17 protein-coding genes are annotated in these 19,345 nt (G+C 63.5%); 5 read left to right on the forward strand and 12 right to left on the reverse strand.

Annotated features, from left to right (window positions below; genetic code table 11):
- The first annotated feature begins 115 nt into the window (after positions 1-115).
- The gene (mazG, locus tag K1X12_RS13020; protein WP_220987998.1) at positions 116-943 is read left to right on the forward strand and encodes a nucleoside triphosphate pyrophosphohydrolase; all 828 of its coding nucleotides are present in this window, start codon (positions 116-118) and stop codon (positions 941-943) included.
- Positions 944-965: 22 nt separating this feature from the next.
- Here mazG and K1X12_RS13025 read toward each other — a convergent pair whose 3' ends face one another.
- The 10 genes from K1X12_RS13025 to K1X12_RS13070 form a co-directional block, all read right to left on the reverse strand.
- Complete coding sequence (locus K1X12_RS13025) at positions 966-1,514, reverse strand: AAA family ATPase (protein ID WP_220987999.1); 549 nt, start codon at positions 1,512-1,514, stop codon at positions 966-968.
- Positions 1,515-1,687: 173 nt separating this feature from the next.
- Positions 1,688-3,016 (reverse strand): GTPase HflX, encoded by a 1,329-nt coding sequence (hflX, locus tag K1X12_RS13030; protein WP_220988000.1) that lies wholly within the window; start codon positions 3,014-3,016, stop codon positions 1,688-1,690.
- Between the two features lie 6 nt (positions 3,017-3,022).
- Complete coding sequence (hfq, locus tag K1X12_RS13035; RefSeq protein WP_220988001.1) at positions 3,023-3,271, reverse strand: RNA chaperone Hfq; 249 nt, start codon at positions 3,269-3,271, stop codon at positions 3,023-3,025.
- A gap of 79 nt (positions 3,272-3,350) precedes the next feature.
- On the reverse strand, positions 3,351-4,754 hold the full coding sequence (locus K1X12_RS13040; protein ID WP_220988002.1) for a potassium transporter TrkG: 1,404 nt from the start codon (positions 4,752-4,754) through the stop codon (positions 3,351-3,353).
- Positions 4,755-4,757: 3 nt separating this feature from the next.
- Positions 4,758-6,131 carry a Trk system potassium transporter TrkA gene (trkA, locus tag K1X12_RS13045; protein WP_220988003.1) on the reverse strand — a complete coding sequence of 458 codons (1,374 nt, stop codon included), beginning with the start codon at positions 6,129-6,131 and terminating at the stop codon, positions 4,758-4,760.
- A gap of 23 nt (positions 6,132-6,154) precedes the next feature.
- Positions 6,155-7,543 (reverse strand): nitrogen assimilation response regulator NtrX, encoded by a 1,389-nt coding sequence (gene ntrX, locus K1X12_RS13050; RefSeq protein ID WP_220988004.1) that lies wholly within the window; start codon positions 7,541-7,543, stop codon positions 6,155-6,157.
- Positions 7,544-7,556: 13 nt separating this feature from the next.
- Positions 7,557-9,833, reverse strand: coding sequence for a sensor histidine kinase (locus K1X12_RS17235; protein ID WP_220988005.1), 2,277 nt, complete (start codon positions 9,831-9,833; stop codon positions 7,557-7,559).
- A gap of 108 nt (positions 9,834-9,941) precedes the next feature.
- Complete coding sequence (locus K1X12_RS13060; RefSeq protein WP_220988006.1) at positions 9,942-11,315, reverse strand: sigma 54-interacting transcriptional regulator; 1,374 nt, start codon at positions 11,313-11,315, stop codon at positions 9,942-9,944.
- Between the two features lie 3 nt (positions 11,316-11,318).
- Positions 11,319-12,377: a two-component system sensor histidine kinase NtrB gene (locus tag K1X12_RS13065; RefSeq protein WP_220988007.1), complete on the reverse strand. Its 1,059-nt coding sequence runs from the start codon at positions 12,375-12,377 to the stop codon at positions 11,319-11,321.
- Positions 12,378-12,379: 2 nt separating this feature from the next.
- On the reverse strand, positions 12,380-13,369 hold the full coding sequence (locus K1X12_RS13070) for a tRNA dihydrouridine synthase (protein ID WP_220988008.1): 990 nt from the start codon (positions 13,367-13,369) through the stop codon (positions 12,380-12,382).
- Positions 13,370-13,489: 120 nt separating this feature from the next.
- Here K1X12_RS13070 and K1X12_RS13075 point away from each other — a divergent pair, with 120 nt between their 5' ends.
- The 3 genes from K1X12_RS13075 (at position 13,490) to K1X12_RS13085 (ending at position 16,141) form a co-directional block, all read left to right on the forward strand.
- Entirely contained in the window at positions 13,490-14,626 is a 1,137-nt protein-coding gene (locus K1X12_RS13075) for a bifunctional 2-C-methyl-D-erythritol 4-phosphate cytidylyltransferase/2-C-methyl-D-erythritol 2,4-cyclodiphosphate synthase (RefSeq protein WP_220988009.1), read from the forward strand.
- A 217-nt stretch (positions 14,627-14,843) separates the two neighbouring features.
- Positions 14,844-15,629, forward strand: coding sequence for an enoyl-CoA hydratase/isomerase family protein (locus K1X12_RS13080; RefSeq protein ID WP_220988010.1), 786 nt, complete (start codon positions 14,844-14,846; stop codon positions 15,627-15,629).
- A gap of 20 nt (positions 15,630-15,649) precedes the next feature.
- Entirely contained in the window at positions 15,650-16,141 is a 492-nt protein-coding gene (locus tag K1X12_RS13085) for a CinA family protein (RefSeq protein ID WP_255563940.1), read from the forward strand.
- A 6-nt stretch (positions 16,142-16,147) separates the two neighbouring features.
- Here K1X12_RS13085 and K1X12_RS13090 read toward each other — a convergent pair whose 3' ends face one another.
- A complete protein-coding gene (locus K1X12_RS13090; protein ID WP_220988011.1) occupies positions 16,148-16,609 on the reverse strand; it encodes a type II toxin-antitoxin system RatA family toxin in 462 nt (153 codons plus the stop codon).
- An 8-nt stretch (positions 16,610-16,617) separates the two neighbouring features.
- The gene (lipA, locus tag K1X12_RS13095; protein ID WP_220988896.1) at positions 16,618-17,589 is read right to left on the reverse strand and encodes a lipoyl synthase; all 972 of its coding nucleotides are present in this window, start codon (positions 17,587-17,589) and stop codon (positions 16,618-16,620) included.
- 152 nt (positions 17,590-17,741) lie between these two features.
- On the opposite strand from lipA, the gene K1X12_RS13100 reads away from it, so the two are divergent.
- Entirely contained in the window at positions 17,742-19,328 is a 1,587-nt protein-coding gene (locus K1X12_RS13100; RefSeq protein ID WP_220988012.1) for an AMP-binding protein, read from the forward strand.
- The last annotated feature ends 17 nt before the right edge of the window (positions 19,329-19,345 follow it).

Raw genomic sequence — 19,345 nt, forward strand, 5'->3', positions numbered from 1 at the left:
CCGGTGTGGGCCACCGACCGCCACAGCGCAAGGCGCAAGATGCCGTATTGCCCTTGCGGGACATGGCGGCGGGCCTAAACACGGGAGACAGGCAGCACAGCGCGGGAGCTGACGGATGACCTCTACCCCATCAACGCCAGAAGAAGCGGCAAATGCGCTAATCACTCTGGTCGACATCATGGCGCGCCTGCGCACGCCGGTAACGGGCTGCCCCTGGGATCTGGAACAGACCTTCGCGACCATCGCGCCCTACACGATTGAAGAGTCGTATGAGGTGGCCGACGCGATCGAGCGCGGCGACATGAGCGACCTGCGCGAGGAATTGGGCGACCTGCTGTTCCAGGTGATTTTCCACAGCCGGATGGCGGAAGAAGACGGCGCCTTTGCACTGGCCGACGTGGTGGACGCGATCAACACCAAGATGATTCGCCGCCACCCGCATGTGTTCGAAGCGGCAGACGGGCGCGACGCCGATGGCCAGACTGCCGCCTGGGAAGAGATGAAAGCCGCCGAACGGGCGGCAAAAAGCAAGAAGGCCGAGGACAAGAGCGCGCTGGCGGGCGTTGCCCTCTCCCTGCCCGCGCTGCTGCGCGCAGAGAAGCTGCAGAAGCGGGCCGCGCGCACGGGCTTTGACTGGACCGAAGCGGCGCACATCTTCGACAAGCTGGAAGAAGAAACCGGCGAAGTGAAGGACGCGATGGCGAGCGGCGACGCCGATGCCATCGAGGACGAAATCGGAGACCTGCTGTTCGTGGCGGCCAATCTGGCGCGGCGGCTGTCGGTTGATCCGGAACAGGCCCTGCGCCGGGCGAATGCGAAGTTCGAACGCCGCTTTCGCGCGATGGAAGCCGCCGCAGCCAAAGCCGGCGTCGACTTTGCGTCCCTCAGCCTCGACGAGCAGGAAGCCTACTGGCAGGGCGTGAAGAAAACCGAACGGGCGTAACCCGCACGCGCCGCCCCGACGATCAACCGAGCGCGGCGATCAGCTGACGGACACGCTCGGCGGGCGGGCCGGACACTTCGAGGACGCGCGGGCCACCTTCGAGCAGGCCCAGATCATCCTGGCGCAGGATGGCCTTGAGGCGGCGGTCCACCTGGCGCCGGAGTTTGGGGTATTCAATCTCGATGCTGATTTCGTCTGGCTGCTGCAACGGCACGAAGACGATCAGGTCCAGGCTGCTGAGCGCTTTTTCCATCCGGCCCAGCAAACGGCCCTGCGGCGTCCACTCGAACCCCTCCTGCGCGCTGACGACATCGAGATAGGCAACGAGGTCCAGCGGGCACCGGTCGAAGATGACATCCTCGTCGGTGACCTGCTCTCCGATCAGCGCGCAACTGCTTTTGAGCTGCTCTTCCAGATCGGCCGTATTCGGCCCATCGGCGAAGGCCATGCCATCCTGTGCGAGCAGCCAATAGGGCTCCGGCACGCCCTCATAGGCTCGCACTGCCGACACGAAGTCTTCGATCAGCGTGGACTTGCCCACGCCGTGCGTTCCGGTGACTGCAATACGCATGCGCGCTCCCCCCCTTGTCCTGCGGGCTTAGGACAGGATGGGTGGGGCGGCAATCGCGGAGCCCGCTCTATCCTTCGACTTCGCTCAGGATGAGCTTCTCTGGCGCAGCGCTATTTAGCTCATCCTGAGCGTCCTTCGTCGGGCTCAGGATGAGGTCGAAGGATGGGCGGGATTCAAGCTATTGAAATAATGGCCGCCAAGGCTGGAAATTCTGTTCGGAACTGCCCTAGACGTTCGGCGGACAGGCGGACCGAAACATCCGTACCGCCATCTTCCAGCTGCGCTTCCGCCGTTACCTCGCCGTGCTGGTGAAGCCAGGCGCGAGCCTTACCGTCAGCAGTGCCCAGCCTGACTGAAATTTCCGTCCGGCCACGGAGAAGTGATTTCTCGATCAACGCCAGCAGCGTATCGATGCCCTCTCCCGAAAGTGCGGAAACGGCAGCGGCGGGCGGGTCTTCCGTGATCGCCGCCAGAGCGGCCAGCGACTCCGCGCGCTCCGGCGACAGGGCGTCCATCTTGTTCCAGGCTTCGATGATCGGCGGCAAAGGCAAACCGGATTCAGATTCCAGCCGCTCGAGCACCTGCATCACATCATCCGCCTGCTCCATATCCGACGCGCTGGCGCGGTCGCGCACATGGATGAGCAGGTCGGCCTGAAGGGACTCTTCGAGCGTCGCCTGGAAGCTGTCGATCAGGTGGGTCGGCAGGTCCGTGATGAAGCCGACCGTATCGATCAGGGCAGCCTCGCCCAAGGTGGGCAGGTCCAGCCGCCGGATGGTCGGATCAAGCGTGGCGAAGGGCATGTCCTTGGCGAACACGTCCGCGCCGGTCAGCCGGTTGAAAAGCGTGGATTTGCCCGCATTCGTGTAGCCAACGAGCGCGACCACAGGCTTTCCAGAGCGCCGGCGCCCTGCCCGCTGGACCGCCCGCGTGCGTTTTACTTCTTCAAGATCACGCCGCAGACGGAGGATCTTGTCGTCCAGCATCCGCCGGTCGGCCTCAAGCTGGCTTTCGCCGGGGCCGGAGAGGAAGCCGCCCCCGCCGCGCTGACGCTCCAGGTGGGTCCATGTGCGGACAAGACGCGAGCGTTCGTAGAGGAGACGGGCCAGCTCGACCTGAAGACGGCCCTCTTTTGTGCGCGCCCGAAGGCCGAAGATTTCAAGGATCAGACCCGTCCGATCAATGACCTTCACACCCAGACGCTTCTCAAGGTTGCGTTGCTGAACTGGCGTCAGCGAGGCGTCGATCACCGCAAGCGTGGCGTTCGTCTCGGCAATATCAGTCGCCATCCTGTCCAGCAGACCGCCCGACAGGAGGAAGGAAGAATTCACTTCACGAACATGGTCTGGCCGGATGAACCCCAGCTCACAGCCGAGCGCTTCGACGAGACCGGCAGTTTCGGACAAACGGTCCGGACCCGGCCGGTCTCGCGGCGTGAACCACGGGATCACGACGCCGGCAATTTCCGGCGCAGGAAGGCGGTCAATCAGTTTTTCTTGCAAACGCGATCAGTCTCCGTCGAGTTCCTCGTCGAAGAGCTGGACGGGCGCGCTCGGCGCGATGGTCGAAATGGCGTGCTTGTACACCAGTTGCGGTGGGCGCCCGTCGCCCCGAAGCAGGATACAGAAATTGTCAAACCAAGTGACGACACCCTGAAGCTTCACACCGTTGACGAGGAAGACGGTGAGCGGGGTGCGGGATTTGCGGACGGCGTTGAGGAAAGTGTCCTGGAGATTCTGCTTCTTGTCGGCGGACATCTGTTTTTTCTTTCTTATTTTGTTGTCTTATTCTGCGCAGCTAAGGTCATTGTTTCCCCTGCGCAAGGGTGTTCCCCCTTTACCCCCGCCAGAAGCTCAGGGAAAGGGCCGGAAGCACAGTCAGGATCTCCACTCTGCCCAAAACCATGGCAATGGCGAGCAGAAGCTGGCCAAGCGAGCTCAGACCTTCCGTAGCCTGCGCGATGAGGCCGCCCGAATTGGTAAGCGCGCCGATGGAAAGCCGGATCGAGTCTTCGAACGGTATCTCGAAAAAGGACAGAATCGCCATCACCGAAAACAGTGCGGCGGCATAGACGATGAAGTAGACCCAGACGCCGATCACACTGCGCTCATCCAGTTCTCTGTCACGAAACCGGAAGCTGAGGATGGAACGGCGATAGCCGAGCTGGCGGAATTCCTGCCCTGCCCTCTGCCCCAGCACGATGAAGCGCGCGATCTTGATGCCGCCAGCCGCGGAAAGAGCCGAGCCGCCGATCAAGGCGGGCAGCACAGCGATGGTGAGCGGCACGTTAGCGTCGCGCGCGGCCTGCGAGAGCGGGATGCCCGAGGTCGACAGGTTGCTGAGCGACCAGCTGAGGCCAGTGTCCAGCGAGATGCCAACCGGGATGAGCGCAGCGGCGAAGACCAGCATCAGGGCGAAGAAGACAACCGTTTCCGGATCAGTCAGCGCAGACTTTACCGCCCCGATGCGCAGCGGCAGCCAGACGGCGAGGCCCAGCGCGCCGATCATCAGGCCAGCGGCCATGACGATTTCGGCGACCGGATTGGGCGGCAGCGCGCGGACGGCATCGGGCAAGACGAGACCGGTGGAAATGACACTGACGGCATCGGCGAGCGCACGCACGGGGGGAACACCGGACACCAGAAGGAGCAGCAGGATGAACCCGATGGTGATCGACAACATCACGCCGACGGCAATCGCGATACGGGGCATGGCGTCGAAATAGCTCGACTCCGGCAGCGTGAAGAGAACCGTGCGGTGGACGCCGGGGCCGCCGAGATTGATCGCTGCGAAGACACCGGCGGCCATAATGATGGCAGCATACGTTCCCAGGAGATGCAGCAAGCCGCGCCAGTAAAGCAGGCTGACGGGCCAGGCTTCGGGAAACTGGAGGATGGAGTGGCCGGTGGTGGTGATGCAGGAGGCCGCCTCATAGAGCGCGACGGTGACCGAGTTGTTGGCGACGCCGAAGATGAACGGCAGCGACGCAGCGACAGGGGCAAGGAACCACCAGAGCAGGACGACAGCCAGCGCATCGGACGGGCGCGCCCGGCGGCTGGGCTTGGGCGCCAGCAGCAGGACGCTGGAGGCGAAGACCGAAATGCCGAGCGTGGTGGCGCCGAAGGAGATGAGCTGGGAGGTTTCGCCCAGCGCCCAGGCCAGCAGGGTCGCCGATGCGGCGCATCCTGCCAGGATCAGCATCAGGAAAGCCAGAACACGGACGACGGATGTATAGTTCATCGATCAGAAATAGTCCGGGTTGACCCGGAAGAACTTCTCAACCGAGCGGACCATCTCGGCTTCGTAGAAAATGATCAGGTGGTCCTCGGCGCGGACAATAACCTCATCGTCGGCCATCAGCACCTCATTGCCGCGCACGACAGCAGCCGCGGTGACGCCTTCGGGAAGATCATCATAGCCGAGCGGCTTGCCGATGAGGGACGAGCTTTCGAGGGTGACGCCTTCGGCGACCTCGGCCATGCCGTCTTCCAGAGACTGCAGGCTGAGGATGCGGCCCCGGCGCATGCGCATGAGGATCTGAGAGACTGTCAGCGCCCGCGGATCGAGCACGGTATCGACGCGCATGTCCGGTGCGAGGCCAGCCAGTTCGGGCGAGTTGATGAGGGCGAGCGCGCGCTTGGCGCCTGCACGCTTGGAGAGGTTGGAGATCAGGAGGTTTGCCTTGTCGTCATCGGTGATGGCGATCACAAAGTCGGCGCGATCGACGCCGCCCTCGGCCAGAATCTCCGGGCTCAGACCATCGCCCTGGATGACGATGGAGCGCTTTACTTCGGCAACGGCCTTGTTGGCGCGGGCGCCGTCGCGCTCGATCATGCGGACGCGGATATGGCTTTCGCGCTCCAGCATCTTGGCAACGTGGAGGCCAACATTACCGCCGCCGACGATGACGACGTGATCGAGGCGGCTTTCGGCGGTGTTGAAGATGGAGGTGAGGCGGCTGGCATGGGCGTCCAGCACAGCGACATAGGCGCGGTCGCCTGCTTTCAGAACATCCTTGCCGCGCGGGGCGTGGATCGTGTCGCCGCGCCCGATACCGATGACCCGGGCGGAAAGATCCGGGAACAGGCCCTTGATCTGATCGACAGCAACATCGACGAGTGGATTGTCCGCACGCAGATCGAAGCCCAGCAGCTTGACCATGCCGCCGGCGAAATTGGCGCTCATGATGGTGCCGGGCGTGCGGAAACGCTGGAGGATCGCGTCGCCGACCTCGGCTTCCGGCGAGATCACCATGTCGATGGGCAGGCCTTCGCGCGAGAAGATGTTCTTCCAGGCAGGCTCCAGATAAGAGCGGTCGCGGACGCGGGCGATCTTGAACGGGGTGGAGAAGACCGTGTGGGCGATCTGGCAGATCACCATGTTGATCTCGTCAAAATGGGTGACCGCGATAATCATCTCTGCGTCAGCCGCGCGGGCACGCTTGAGCACGTCGGGGTGCGCCGCGTGGCCGACGATGCCGCGCACGTCGAGGTCGATGGAGACCTGATCGACGAGATCGGGATCTTCATCAATGATGGTGATTTCGTGCTTCTCGCGGGCAAGACGGCGCGCGATGCCCTGCCCTACCCGTCCGGCGCCGCAGATCAGAACGTGCATAGTCTCAAGCCTTCAGCGTCTGCTCAGGAATCCTGACGGACGCCCGTGGATATTCCCAAAGCCTTTAATTTTCGGTGCAGAGCGGAGCGCTCCATTCCGATGAATTCGGCCGTACGGGATATATTTCCGTTAAAACGTGTGATCTGCAGGGTAAGGTATTCCCGCTCGAACTGCTCGCGCGCATCGCGCAAAGACAGGCCAACCAGCTCTGCAGAGCCCGATTTGGAGGTTTGCGCCGGACCGCCGCGTCCCTGATCGCGCGGCAATTCGTCCACGCTGATCGGACGGCCCGTATCGGCGGGCGAGAGAATCAGGATGCGTTCAACGAGATTGCGCAGCTGGCGGATATTCCCCGGCCATTCCATCGACTGCAGGACGGCGAGCGCCTCGGACGAGAAGTTCCGGAATGTGAGGCCTGACGTTTCGGCAATGCGCTCGCAGAAATAGTTGGCGAGATCCACGATGTCGTCCCGGCGCTCGGCCAGCGAAGGCACGCGCAGCGGCACGACGCTGAGCCGGTAGAACAGGTCTTCCCGGAAGTTGCCCGCTTCGATCTCTGCTTTCAGGTCTTTCGTGGTGGCAGCCATCACGCGGACATCGACGGTCACATCCGAGCGGCCACCGACACGCTGGAAGCGCTGCTCGGTCAGGACGCGGAGGATCTTGTTCTGGGTGCCGATTGGCATGTCGGCAACTTCATCGAGGAGAAGCGTGCCGGTGTGGGCCCGCTCGAACAGGCCAACGCGCACGGTGCGCCCTTGCTGGTCTTCCTCACCGAAGAGGGCGATCTCCATCTGGTCTGGCGCAATCGTTGCCGCGTTGACGACGACGAACGGACCGGTAACGCGGGCGGAGTTCTTGTGGATAAGGCGCGCAGCCAGTTCCTTGCCGACACCAGCCGGGCCTGTGATGAGCACCCTGGAATTGGTGGGGGCAACCTTATCAAGCGAAGCACGCAGGGCAGTTGCAGCCTGGCTGTTTCCGATCCAGCGTTCTTCATCGCCGGCACGGTTGCGCAGGGCGGCATTCTCATAGCGGAGCGCAGCAGATTCAATCGCGCGCTCGACGACCAGCATGAGACGGTCTGCCTTGATCGGCTTTTCGATGAAATCGAACGCGCCCCGGCGGATCGCCGCGATCGCTGTTTCGATATTGCCGTGGCCGCTGATCACGATGACCGGCAGGATGGGGTCGATCGATTTCAGGTATTTCAGGACCGAGAGGCCATCCATGCCGCTGCCCTGGAGCCACACATCAAGGATTACGAGGCGCGGCGTGCGCGAGCGCACTTCTTCAATCGCGCGCTCGGCGGTGTCGGCGGTGCGCACTGCGTAGCCTTCGTCCCCAAGGACGCCGGCCATCAGCTCACGGATATCTGGCTCATCATCTACAACCAGGATGTCGAGTGCCATGCACAAGTCTCCTCTACAAACTCAACGGGTAAGGCACACGGCCTTCGCCGCCGCCATCTTCTGTGGATACGTCGTCGCCCTGCATCGCCAGCGCGCCGTTTTCAGGAAGCACCACCCGAACCCGCGCGCCGCGCAGGCCATCGGGCCGGTTCTGAAGCGAAATGGAACCGCCATGATCGACCAGGATACGGTTCACGATGGCAAGGCCGAGGCCTGTGCCCTTCTCGCGCGTCGTCACATAGGGCTCCAGCAGCCGGTTGCGCACTTCGGCGGGGAAGCCGGGGCCATTGTCTTCAATGATCACCTCAAGGCCGCGCACATCCTGTTGGAGGATGATGCGGATATGGCCGGACACGTCGTTCTCGATCGGCTGGCCCTCGATAGCCTCTGCCGCGTTTTTCAGGAGGTTTCCGAACGCCTGCCCCAGGAGCCGGTCATCGCCCAGGAAAGGCGCCTTCTCCAGATCGGTATCCAGCTCGATCTCGATATCGGGCGAGACGACGCTCTGCGCGAAGGCGGCGGCCTGCAGCAGCTCGCGCATATCAAACGGCGCAACGCTCGGCTTGGGCATCCGGGCAAAGGAGGAGAATTCCTCAACCATGCGGGCGATGTCGTCTACCTTGCGCAGGATGGTTTCCGTGCACCGCTCGAACACGCCGTCGGCATCGTCGATCTTCGGGCCGTAGCGGCGGCGCAGGCGCTCCGTAGACAGCATGATCGGCGTGAGGGGGTTGCGGATTTCATGGGCAATGCGGCGGGCGACATCGCGCCAGGCGAGCTGGCGCTGGGCTGTGACAAGCCGGGTCGTATCATCGAAGGTAAGGACACAGCCGCCTTCCGGACCAGGCGCCGTCTTGAGGCGGATATTGCGCGCCTCGCCGCCGACCGTCACATCCAGCGTTGCATCGACTGGCGCGCCGCGCTCAAGCGTATCACGCACATAGCGCTCAAAGTGCGGGGCGACCTCTGACAGGAGCGCGCCTTCGGCAATCTCTGCATGGCCGAGCAACTCGGCAGCAGAGCGGTTTGCGACACTGATCTGGCCGTTGGGGTCCACGCGCATGACGCCGGCGCCAAGCTCGGCAAGCAGGGTTTCCACAAAGCGGCGCCTGTCTTCCTCGTCGTTCCGGGCACGGACGAGCGCTTCGCGCTGGTTGTCGAGCTGCTCGGTCATCGCATTGAAGGAGTGACCAAGGGCATGCAGCTCATCGACCGGGCCGCTGACAGGTACGCGAACGCTGAGATCACCATCGCGCACGGCGTGGGCCGCGGAAGCCAGGCGCCCGATGGGACCGGTGACACGGCCCGCCGCCTCAAGGCCAAGACGGCCCGCAAGCAGCAGGACAAGGCCCGCAATCTGCGCATAGCCGATGATGAAGATTGTCTGCAGGCGGCCCCCGCTCTGCTTGGCAGCGTAGTATTCTTCCAGCGCGGTTTCAGCTTCGCGTAAAGAACGCGCCGCATTCCTGTCGAACACTTTCACCGCGTAGATATAGCCGTCGAGCGGCTCGGAAATATGGATAAGCGCCGTGGCGATGCCCCGGCCTTCATACAGCGTCGTGGCGACGGCGCCCTGATCGGCCTCGGCATAGGCCGACTTTGGCGGCAACAGGAGGATAGGGTCCTGCACGCTGGCTTCAGCGACAAGCTCCACGCCATCGGCGCCGAGCAGCGCGATGGTGAGGAAGTCGCGGCTGGCGAGCTCCGTGCGCAGGCCATCGAAGAAAGCCGTTGAGGCATAGTCATAGATGGCGCCGTCAACACCATCTGCGTCAGGCGCTGTCTCGATGGTCTTGTCGACCTGGCGAGCGAAGCTTTCGACATCGAGCGCCGCCAGGCGCATGTCTGAATCGAAGGTCGACTGGAAGCTCTCGACATAGGTGCGGAAGATTTCCGCATTCTGCTGCATCAGATGGTCCACACGGTCGCCCAGCCAGCGGTCGAGCCCGCGGGTGATGAAGGCGCCCATGAACATGGCCACGACCATCGCCGGGATCAGCGCGGAAAAGCCGAACAGGAGGACGAACCGCCGGGCGAGCTTGCCGCTGCCTTCGGCCTTGTCGACGCGGATCTTGAGGTATTCCCGCGTGACGATGATGGCGAGAACCGTGAGGAGGATGAAGTTGAGCCCCAGGAGCCACGGCGTCGCGCCTGCGGTCGGATCGTCGGGGTTCACATCGGAAATTGCCATAAAGGTTGCAAACACTGCAACCAGGGCCGCAATGATGAAGAGCCCTTCGAAAAGAGCCCAGCTCGCTTTGTTGGCCTGGGTGTTCGTTGTGCTCGACACTTACTTTCCGGCTCTATTGGGGCCCCCGCCCCGTTGCAAATAGGACACAAATTAAGTGTCCCAATCGCAACAGTGGTGCACTAAAGCCACAGACCGGTGTGTCGTCAATCAGTCTTCTGCAATGCCGAGGGCGTTGATCTTGGCCCGCAGCGTGTTGCGGTTCATGCCCAGCAGCTGCGCGGCGCGGACCTTGTTGCCCGAGGTGACCGACAGGGCGAGACGGATCAGCGGGCGCTCCACACGGTTAACAACCGATTCGTGGACATTGGAGCCCTCCCCCTCACCGCCGGAGACGAGATCGCCCATCACATAGCGGTGCAGAAGCGCCTCGATCTCCGCCTCGAAGCCGATGCTCGTGCCGGTCTGCTCGGCAACGCCCATGCGCATCTCACGCTCGACATCCATGACGGTGATTACGGTATCGGAGCTGAGCACGGCCAGGCGCAGGACCAGGTTTTCCAGCTCGCGCACGTTGCCCGGCCAGTCATAGGCGGCCATCAGGTCGAGCGCGGACTTGTCGAAGGTGCGGGCAGCGAGCCCCTGGCGCTGGGCACGGATGAGGAAAGCGCGGGCGAGCTCCGGGATGTCTTCCTTGCGCTGGCGCAGCGGCGGGATGGCAAGGCGCATCACGTTGAGGCGGTAAAAGAGATCTTCGCGGAACTTGCCGTCTTCCACGAGGCGGCCAAGATTGCGGCGCGTGGACGCGATGAGGCGGGCGCCGCCGGGTTCGCGGAGCAACTTTACAAGCTGCGCCTGCGCTTCGGCCGGCAGGTCGCCAATCTCGTCGAGATAAAGCGTGCCGCCCTTCATGCGGACAGCGCCGCCATTGCCATCGGTGCCGAAGAGTTCGCGGTTGATTTCAGACGGCGGCATGGCGGCGAGGTCGAGCGCGACGAACTGGCCACGCTTGGACTGGCCGAGCTGATGGATGGCACGGGCGGCGAGTTCCTTGCCCGTGCCGCTCTCGCCCTCGATGAGGACGGTGAGGTCGGTGTTCATCACCTTGGCGATCAGGCGATAGACTTCCTGCATTGCGTCCGAGCGGCCGATCAACGGGAGGCCAGCATCCGCGACCGCTTTCTGCGCTTCTGGGTGAATCGCCTTGTCCGGCGCGGGCGAGGCTTTCAGCGCGCGGCGCACGAGGCTGGAGAGCACATCAATGTCGAACGGCTTGGGCAGGTAGTCAAAGGCGCCATGCTCGGCGGCAGAAGCCGCGGTGAGGATGGTGTTCTGGCCGCTCATTACAATGAAGGGCAGCTCCGGACGGGCGAGCTTCATCGAGGGCAGAAGGTCAAAGATCGACGTGTCACCCAGATAAACGTCGGTGACGACCACATCTCCCTCGCCATTGCGTACCCAGCGCTGCAGCGCGTCGGGCGAACTGGTGGCCCTGACTTCATAGCCGGCAGATACCAGCGTCTGGTTCACGACGAGCCGGATGCTGGCATCGTCTTCGGCGAGGAGTACGGTTTTCTCGGCCATGGATTACGCCTCCGATAGCGGTAGCAGGACAGTGAAACGGGTTGCGCCGGGCTGGCTGTCCACTCGGATCTGCCCACCATGCGCGTTGACGACTTCGCTGACGACGGAAAGGCCCAGACCCCGGCCGCCGGACTTGGTGCTCTGAAACACATCGAAGATTGTCGCCTGGCGCTCGCGCGGGATGCCCTGACCATTATCCTCGAAGGAGATCAGCATGGCGCGGCGCAGGCCGGAGCCGAGACGCGCCTGGCGCATGGCAAGGCCAGCAGCGTAGGCGGTGCGGATGACGACTTCGCCCTTGCGGCCGCCTTCCGAGGCAGCCTCGGCGGCGTTGCGCACGATGTTCTGGAAAGCCTGCTGCAGGTGATCAGGATCGCCCATCATATCCGGCAGCGACGGATCATATTCGCGGCGGAACTCGACACGCGTGCCCATCGCCGCGCGCTCGGACGCGACGACCTTGTCGAGCAGCGCGTGGACGTTGCACGCCTGCATCCGCGGGGCAGAGAACAATTCAAAGGCCGAGAGGCGATTGACCAGACGCTCGATCCGGCGGGCTTCGTCCTTGATGATGTCGAGCAGTTCGGACTGGCCAGCCTGCGCCTGACGCTCCAGAAGCTGGGCCGCGCCGATGATGCCAGCAAGCGGATTTTTCACTTCGTGACCGAGGATGCGGCCAAAGCCCGCCGCCCCGGCAATCCCTTCGCCGGAATCCCGGACCGGGGTTTCAGAAAGGGCAAGGATAAAGTTGCCGCCCTCAACTGTCCGCAGACGGATATCACAGATGAGACCGGCCTGCATCGACGGGCCGGCGATCGGCGTGGCCGGCGCCGCGATTTCGGCGGGGTCACGGTCCGCCCGGTCGATCAGCTCGAACAGGAGGGAGTCGTGATAAACGACTTCGCTGAGCGGGCGGCCTACGAGGGCGCGCCGCGACAGCTTGAAGAGGTCCTCTGCCGCCGGGTTCACATTCCCGATACGGCGGCGCTGATCAATATGAAGCAGCGCAATGGGGGACAGATCAGCGAGGCCGGATGGCCGCACACCTGTGAGCGTATCCACGACTATACCACCTTTTCCAACTTCTGACCGAGATAGACCTGGCGCAGCGCGGCAATGAGTTCGCCCGCATCCCCGATCCGGCAGAGATCGGCGCGCAGTTGCCGGCGCTCGACTGCCGGCAGATCGATTTCAAGTTCGTCGATGGCGGCAGAGATATGCTTGCGCACCATCTTGAGGCCGAGGCCGGCGCCATAAAGCTCGGCCGAGTCCTCGATCTGCTCACACAGGCTGGCGAGCTGCTCACTCAGGCCGGGCTTGCGCCAGGCGCGCCCTTCGAGCGCGGCAGCAATTTCGCCAACGAGCCAGGGACGCCCCATGGCGGCTCGCCCGACCATGACGCCGTGAGCACCAGACTGGGCGAGCGCCTCGCGGGCGCTGGCCACATCAGCAATATCGCCATTGACGATGACCGGGAGGCTGACCGCCTCGACTGCGGCGCGAACCGCGGCCCAGTTTGCGGCGCCCGTGTAAAACTGGCAGCGCGTGCGACCGTGGACCGTGAGCATGCAAACGCCCCGGTCTTGCGCCATGCGGGCCAGCTCCGGCGCGTTGAGGTTCTGATCATCCCAGCCGAGACGCATCTTCAGCGTGACCGGTCGGCCAGCGGCGCCTTGCATGGCCGCGTCGATGATTTCACCCGCCAGCGGCAAATCCCGCATCAGGGCGGAGCCGGACTGACCGCCGGTCACCTGTTTGGACGGGCAGCCCATATTGATGTCGATCACATCGACGCCCGCCTCAGCCATAAGAACGGCGCCGGCGAGCATGTCTTCCGGGCGGCGGGCGGCAAGCTGGACAATCCAACTGCCCTCGCCTTCATGACGGCAGGTTCTGCGGACGACATCCGGACGGGCCTGCGCGAGGGTTTCCCCTGCAACCATCTCCGACACGACGGCGGGCGCGCCGAAATGCACCGCTTGCCGCCGCATGGGGGCGTCAGTTGCGCCAGACATCGGCGCCAGCCAGACCTTGGGTGCCTCAAAATTGGTCATACTCTTATCTCACCGACTTTTCATTTTTTCGCAAGCGCACAAATCATGGGCAAATATTTCCCCTATTCGGGACATTCCGCGGAGTAGCCAGCCGCCTGCAGCTCGCTTACAAGCCCGAACATGACTGAGGCTGTAGCAATCATCGTCGCCGGAGGCACCGGCCAGCGCGCAGGCGCAGAGCGCCCGAAACAGTGGCAGATGCTGCTGGGAAAGCGCGTAATCGACTGGTCTATAGACGCCTTCTGCACGCACCCTCGGATTTCGCAGGTGGTGGTGGTGGCCGGGCCGGAGCTGGGGGCACTGCCTGAAGGCGCGCCGATAGTGCAGGCAAATCCGGGCGCTACGCGGACGCAATCGGTGCTGAGCGGGCTGGCGGCAGCGACGCTGGCAGACGACGCGGTGGTCCTGATCCATGACGCAGCCCGGCCCGGCATCGATGCGGCGACAATCAGCGCGCTCATCGAAACGCTCTCGGACAAGGCTGTGGCCGCATCGGCCCCGGCCATGCCGGTTGCCGACGCCCTGAAGTCAAATCAGGGACAAAACTGGACAAATGTGGACAGGACGGGGCTTTTCCGGGTGCAGACGCCGCAAGCCTTCCGTCTTGGCGAAATCCGCGCCGCATTGAGCGCGGCAGGGCCGGACCTTGTGGACGACCTGGCCGCCATCGAAGCCGCCGGGGGAGCGATCAGGATGGTGCCCGGCTCGGCCCGCCTTTCCAAGATTACCTATGCTGAGGATTTCGACATGCTCGCCCGCCTCCTCTCCCCCGCTGGCACCCCGCGCATCGGCAAGGGGTATGACGTGCATGAGTTCGAGGCCGGCGATCATGTGACGCTCTGTGGAGTGGCGATCCCGCATATCGCCAAGCTGAAAGGGCATTCGGACGCCGACGCCGCCTGGCACGCGCTGACCGATGCCATCCTTGGCGCCGTCGCGCTGGGCGACATTGGCGACCACTTCCCGCCCTCGGACCCGAAATGGAAAGGCGCTGACAGCGGCATCTTCCTGAAGGAAGCCCAGAGGCTGGCCGAGGCGAAGGGCTACGTCATCGCCAATTGCGACATCACGGTGATCTGCGAGGCGCCCAAGGTGAAGCCGCACCGCGAAGCGATGCGGGAACGGACGGCGGAGCTGCTCGGGCTTCCGCTCGACGCGGTGAGCGTGAAAGCGACGACGACCGAGGGGCTGGGCTTTACCGGACGGCGCGAGGGAATTGCGGCAGAGGCTGTGGCGTTGCTGGTGCCGAAGGGCTAAAGCGGCTGAAAGCCGGAGAGCTTCCTGGGTCCCGGTCTTTGGACCTTCGGCCCAAAACCGGGATGACGAAACCTTAGCGCTCGCTTTCCGGCGTCATCCCGGAAATCGCGCAGCGATTGTCCGGGACCCGGCAGCCCCTGCCCTTACCTCGCGGCATTATTTTCAAGGCACCGGCTTCATGAGAGCCTTCCGCTCAAAAGAAGACCGGGAGGAAAGCGTGGACGATATTCTGATTACCGAGAAGCGCGGGCATGTGACGGTTCTGACGCTGAACCGGCCTGAGGCGATGAATTCGCTGGATTACGAACTGTATGACGCGCTGGAAGATGCGGTGCGCACGTCTGATGCACGGGCCATTGTGATTACGGGATCGGGCACCCGCGCATTCTGCGCCGGGGATGACGTGAAGAAGATCCTCTCCAAGGGCGCGCCGGTAACGCCGGAGCGGGCGGCCAGGGCGAAAGACACGGGCGGGCTGACCCCAGCGGCGGACGCCCTTCTGCATACGGATATTCCGGTGATCGCGGCGATCAACGGCTTTGCGCTGGGATGGGGCGCGGAGCTGGCGATCATGGCGGACATTCGCGTGATGGCGGACACAGCGAAGTTTGGCGAGATTTTCGTGACGCGCGGGCTTTGCTGCGACGCGCCGGGGCTGGGGCGGTTGGCGCAACTTGTCGGCCGGGAGAAAGCCAGCGAGCTGCTGTTTACCGGCGATGTGATTGACGCGGCAGAAGCCAAGGCAATCGGGCTGGTGAGCCGCGTGGTAGCGCAAAACGATCTGTTGCCCACGGCGCTGGCGCTGGCGGAGAAGATCGCCGCGAACCCGCCTCAGGCGGTGCGCGCGCTGAAGGCGGGCCTGCGCCGGACGCTGGACCCCGATTGGCGCGATGCCGGCAAATGGGCGATCACCGAAATCCGCCGCCTGATGCAGACCGCCGACGCGAAGGAAAGCGCCGCCGCCTTCATCGAGAAGCGAAAACCGGTCTTCACGGGAAACTGAGGGAGCGCTAATCAGGAGCCATGTTTCCAGAACGTCTTCGCAACCTCGCCATGCTGGTGCTCGACGATGCCGAGCGCGCCCGCCTGAAGATCGCCACCGCCGAAAGCTGTACGGGCGGCCTTGTCGCCGCGCTGCTGACGGAGATCCCCGGCTCATCCTCCGTGGTGGATCGCGGCTTTGTCACCTATTCCAACAAGGCGAAGGAAGAGATGCTGGGCGTGCCCGGCGATGTGCTGGCCGATTTCGGCGCGGTGTCCGAACCCGTCGCGCGGATGATGGCGGAAGGCGCGATGGCGAACAGCCGGGCGAACATTGCTGTCTCGATTACCGGCGTGGCCGGGCCAGGTGGCGGGACGCCGATGAAGCCTGTGGGCACGGTGCACATTGCCTGCGCCCGTGAGAACCGCGCGATCATCCATGAGATGCTGCAACTGGGCGACATCGGCCGCGACGCGATCCGCATGGCATCGGTTGAGACCGCGCTGAACATGATCCAGGCGCAGATGCGCTGAGCGCCCTCAGGCGAGCGGGGCAGAATACCGGCGGCGGGCTTCTTCGAGGAAAGCGCTCAGGATACGGTCTACCGCGAGATCGTGATTGGCGGCGGCGAGGAAACCGATCACGGGGTTCCTGAATTCGTAATTGATTTCCAGCGACACATCCGAGGCGCCCGCGACGCTTTCGGTAATGCGCCATTCGGCAAAGAGTTTGCGGAACGGGCCACGCACAAGGGCGGCGGTGACGCGGGCGGCGGGCTCATCCGCGACGACGCGGGTGGAGAAGCGCTCGGTGAAGCCTTTGAAGCCGACGACGACTTCGCCCAGACATTCATTCACGCCGGGGCCTGCCTCACGCTGCTCCGACACGCGCAAGGCCGTGATCCATTTGATGAAACGCGGATAGGCGGCAATGTCCGAGACCAGAGCAAAGCACTGGTCTGGCCCATAGGGCACACGGAGGGTCTTCGTGAAACGCGGCACGGGGCGCCTTAGGCCTTGCGGGCGGCAAGCTGGGCTTCGCGAGCCGCGCGCAGGCGCTCGAAGTCTTCCCCGGCATGGTGGCTGGAGCGCGTGAGCGGGCTGGCCGAGACCATGAGGAAGCCCTTGGCGCGGGCGATTTCTTCATACGCCTTGAACTCGTCCGGCGGGACGAAGCGATCAATGGCAGCGTGTTTCCGCGTCGGCTGGAGATACTGGCCGATAGTGATGAAATCGACGCCGGCGGAACGCATGTCGTCCATCACCTGCATGATCTCCTCCTTCGTTTCACCGAGGCCGACCATGAGCCCGGATTTGGTGAACTGGGAGGGATCGCGGTCCTTCACCTTTTGCAGGAGGCGCAGGGAGTGGAAATAGCGCGCGCCGGGGCGGATGGAGAGATAGAGGCGCGGAACGGTTTCGAGATTGTGGTTGAACACGTCCGGCTTGGCATCGATGACCCGGTTCTCCCAGCCATCCTTGCGCAGGAAGTCCGGCGTGAGAATTTCGATGGTGGTGGCCGGGGCCGCCGCGCGGATGGCGTTGATCGTGTTGACGAAGTGCATCGCGCCGCCGTCTTCCAGGTCGTCACGGTCCACCGAGGTGATGACAACGTGGGAAAGGCCCATCTCAGCGACGGCTTCGGCGACGCGGCGCGGTTCGTCCTCGTCCACACCGGGCTTGGGCTTGCCGGTGGCGACGTTGCAGAAGGAACAGGCGCGCGTGCAGAACTCACCCAAGATCATCATGGTCGCGTGCTTCTTGTCCCAGCACTCGCCGATATTGGGGCAGCCGGCCTCTTCACAGACCGTGACCAGTCCCTTGGACTTCACGATATTGCGCGTTTCCGAATAGCCTTCGGAGGTCGGCGCCTTCACGCGAATCCATTCAGGCTTACGCAGCACAGGCGTATCGGGCCGCCCCTGCTTTTCGGGGTGGCGGGGGCGCGGGGCGCCGGTGCGGGCATCGATGAGGTTGGCCATGAGCGCAAAATGGCCTTTCGGCACGATTCCATCAAGCGGGGGACACCGCAGAAGACCCATGCGAGACTGGGAATATATGTTGCAGATATGACGCAACATGACAGAATATTTCATAAATCGGCAGAGACCGTAGCGATTCAGGGCGGAAACCCATGCAACAATCGATGATCCCGCTGGTGCCCGCGCCGCTGGAGTATAAGCCGCAGCGCACCCGGACCGACATGTTTTCCGCGCTCATTCGCGCCTCGCGCGAGTTTGGCGTTAACCGCGCCATCCTCGTTGACGGCGACGAGCGGGAACTCAGCTACAAGGAAATCATCCGCGGCGCATTTGCACTGGGCAGCGCCCTGAAGAAGGGCACGCGCAAGGGCGAAGCGGTGGCCATCATGCTGCCCTCCGGCGCCGGCGCGGTGATCGCGTTCTATGCCGTATCCGCCTATGGCCGCGTGCCCGCCATGCTGAACTTCACCGCCGGCGCGCGGAACCTGAAAGCCGCGCTGAAGGCGGCGAAGGTGAAACGCGTGGTGACGGCGCACAAATTCGTCGAGCTGGGCGGGCTGGAAGAATTGATCGGCGAACTCTCGAAGGTTGCCGAAATCGTCTATCTGGAGGACGTGCGCGAGAACCTGTCGCTCGGCAACAAGCTGTCGGCGGTGGCGGGCATGATTTTGCCCGGCATGGTGGCGGCCAAGCCAAACTACAAAAAGCCGGGCGTGATCCTGTTCACCTCGGGCACCGAGGGCGAGCCCAAGGGCGTGGTGCTCAGCCATGAGAACATCATGGCGAATGTAGAACAGGTGCGCGCGCATATCGGACTGGGGCCGGACACAGACATCCTGTTCAATCCGCTACCGACCTTCCATTGCTTCGGACTGACCGTGGGCGCCGTACTGCCGCTGGTGGCGGGCATCAAGGTATTGTTCCACCCCTCACCGCTGCAGCCGAAGGAAATCGTGCGGCGCATCAAGGAGAGCGGGGCAACGCTGCTGCTGGCGACCGACACATTCATCTCGCAATATGCCCGCACGGCCAATGATGGCGATCTCGACAGCATTCGCCTTGCCGTCTGCGGCGCAGAACGCGTGAAGGACGAAACGCGCAACTATGTGCGCCGCAAATTCAATATCGAGATCCTCGAAGGATATGGCGTAACCGAAAGCTCTCCGGTAGCGGCGGCCAACAAGTGGGAGGATAACCGTCCGGGAACGGTGGGTGTTTTGATGGCCGAGATGGAGACCAGGCTGGTCCCCGTGGAGGGCATTCCCGATGGCGGACGCCTGCACATCCGGGGCCCGAACGTGATGATGGGCTATGTGCGCGCGACAAACCCCGGTGTGATCGAGCGACTGATCGATGGCTGGCACGACACGGGCGATATCGTGGCCTTCGACGAAGATGGCTTCATCCGAATTCTTGGCCGCGTGAAACGCTTCGCCAAGATTGGCGGTGAGATGGTCTCTCTGGCCGTGGTCGAAAATTGCGCCGCTGCTGTGTGGCCGGACAATATGCACGCTGCCGTCACCCTGCCCGACCCCAAAAAGGGCGAACAGGTGATCCTGCTGACGGACGCCCCCGAGGCGAGCCGCGACGCCGTGCTGATCTGGGCGCAGCGCCATGGCGTGCCGGAAATTTCCGTGCCGAGACGGGTTTTCAAGGTCGATGGAATCCCGGTTCTGGGTACCGGCAAGGTGGACTACACCTCGGTTCGCATCCAGGCCGAGAAGCTGATGAACGACTGATCGAGGCTTGGCCTTCG

The sequence above is a fragment of the Hyphomonas sediminis genome, from assembly GCF_019679475.1.
GTDB classification, from domain to species: domain Bacteria; phylum Pseudomonadota; class Alphaproteobacteria; order Caulobacterales; family Hyphomonadaceae; genus Hyphomonas; species Hyphomonas sediminis.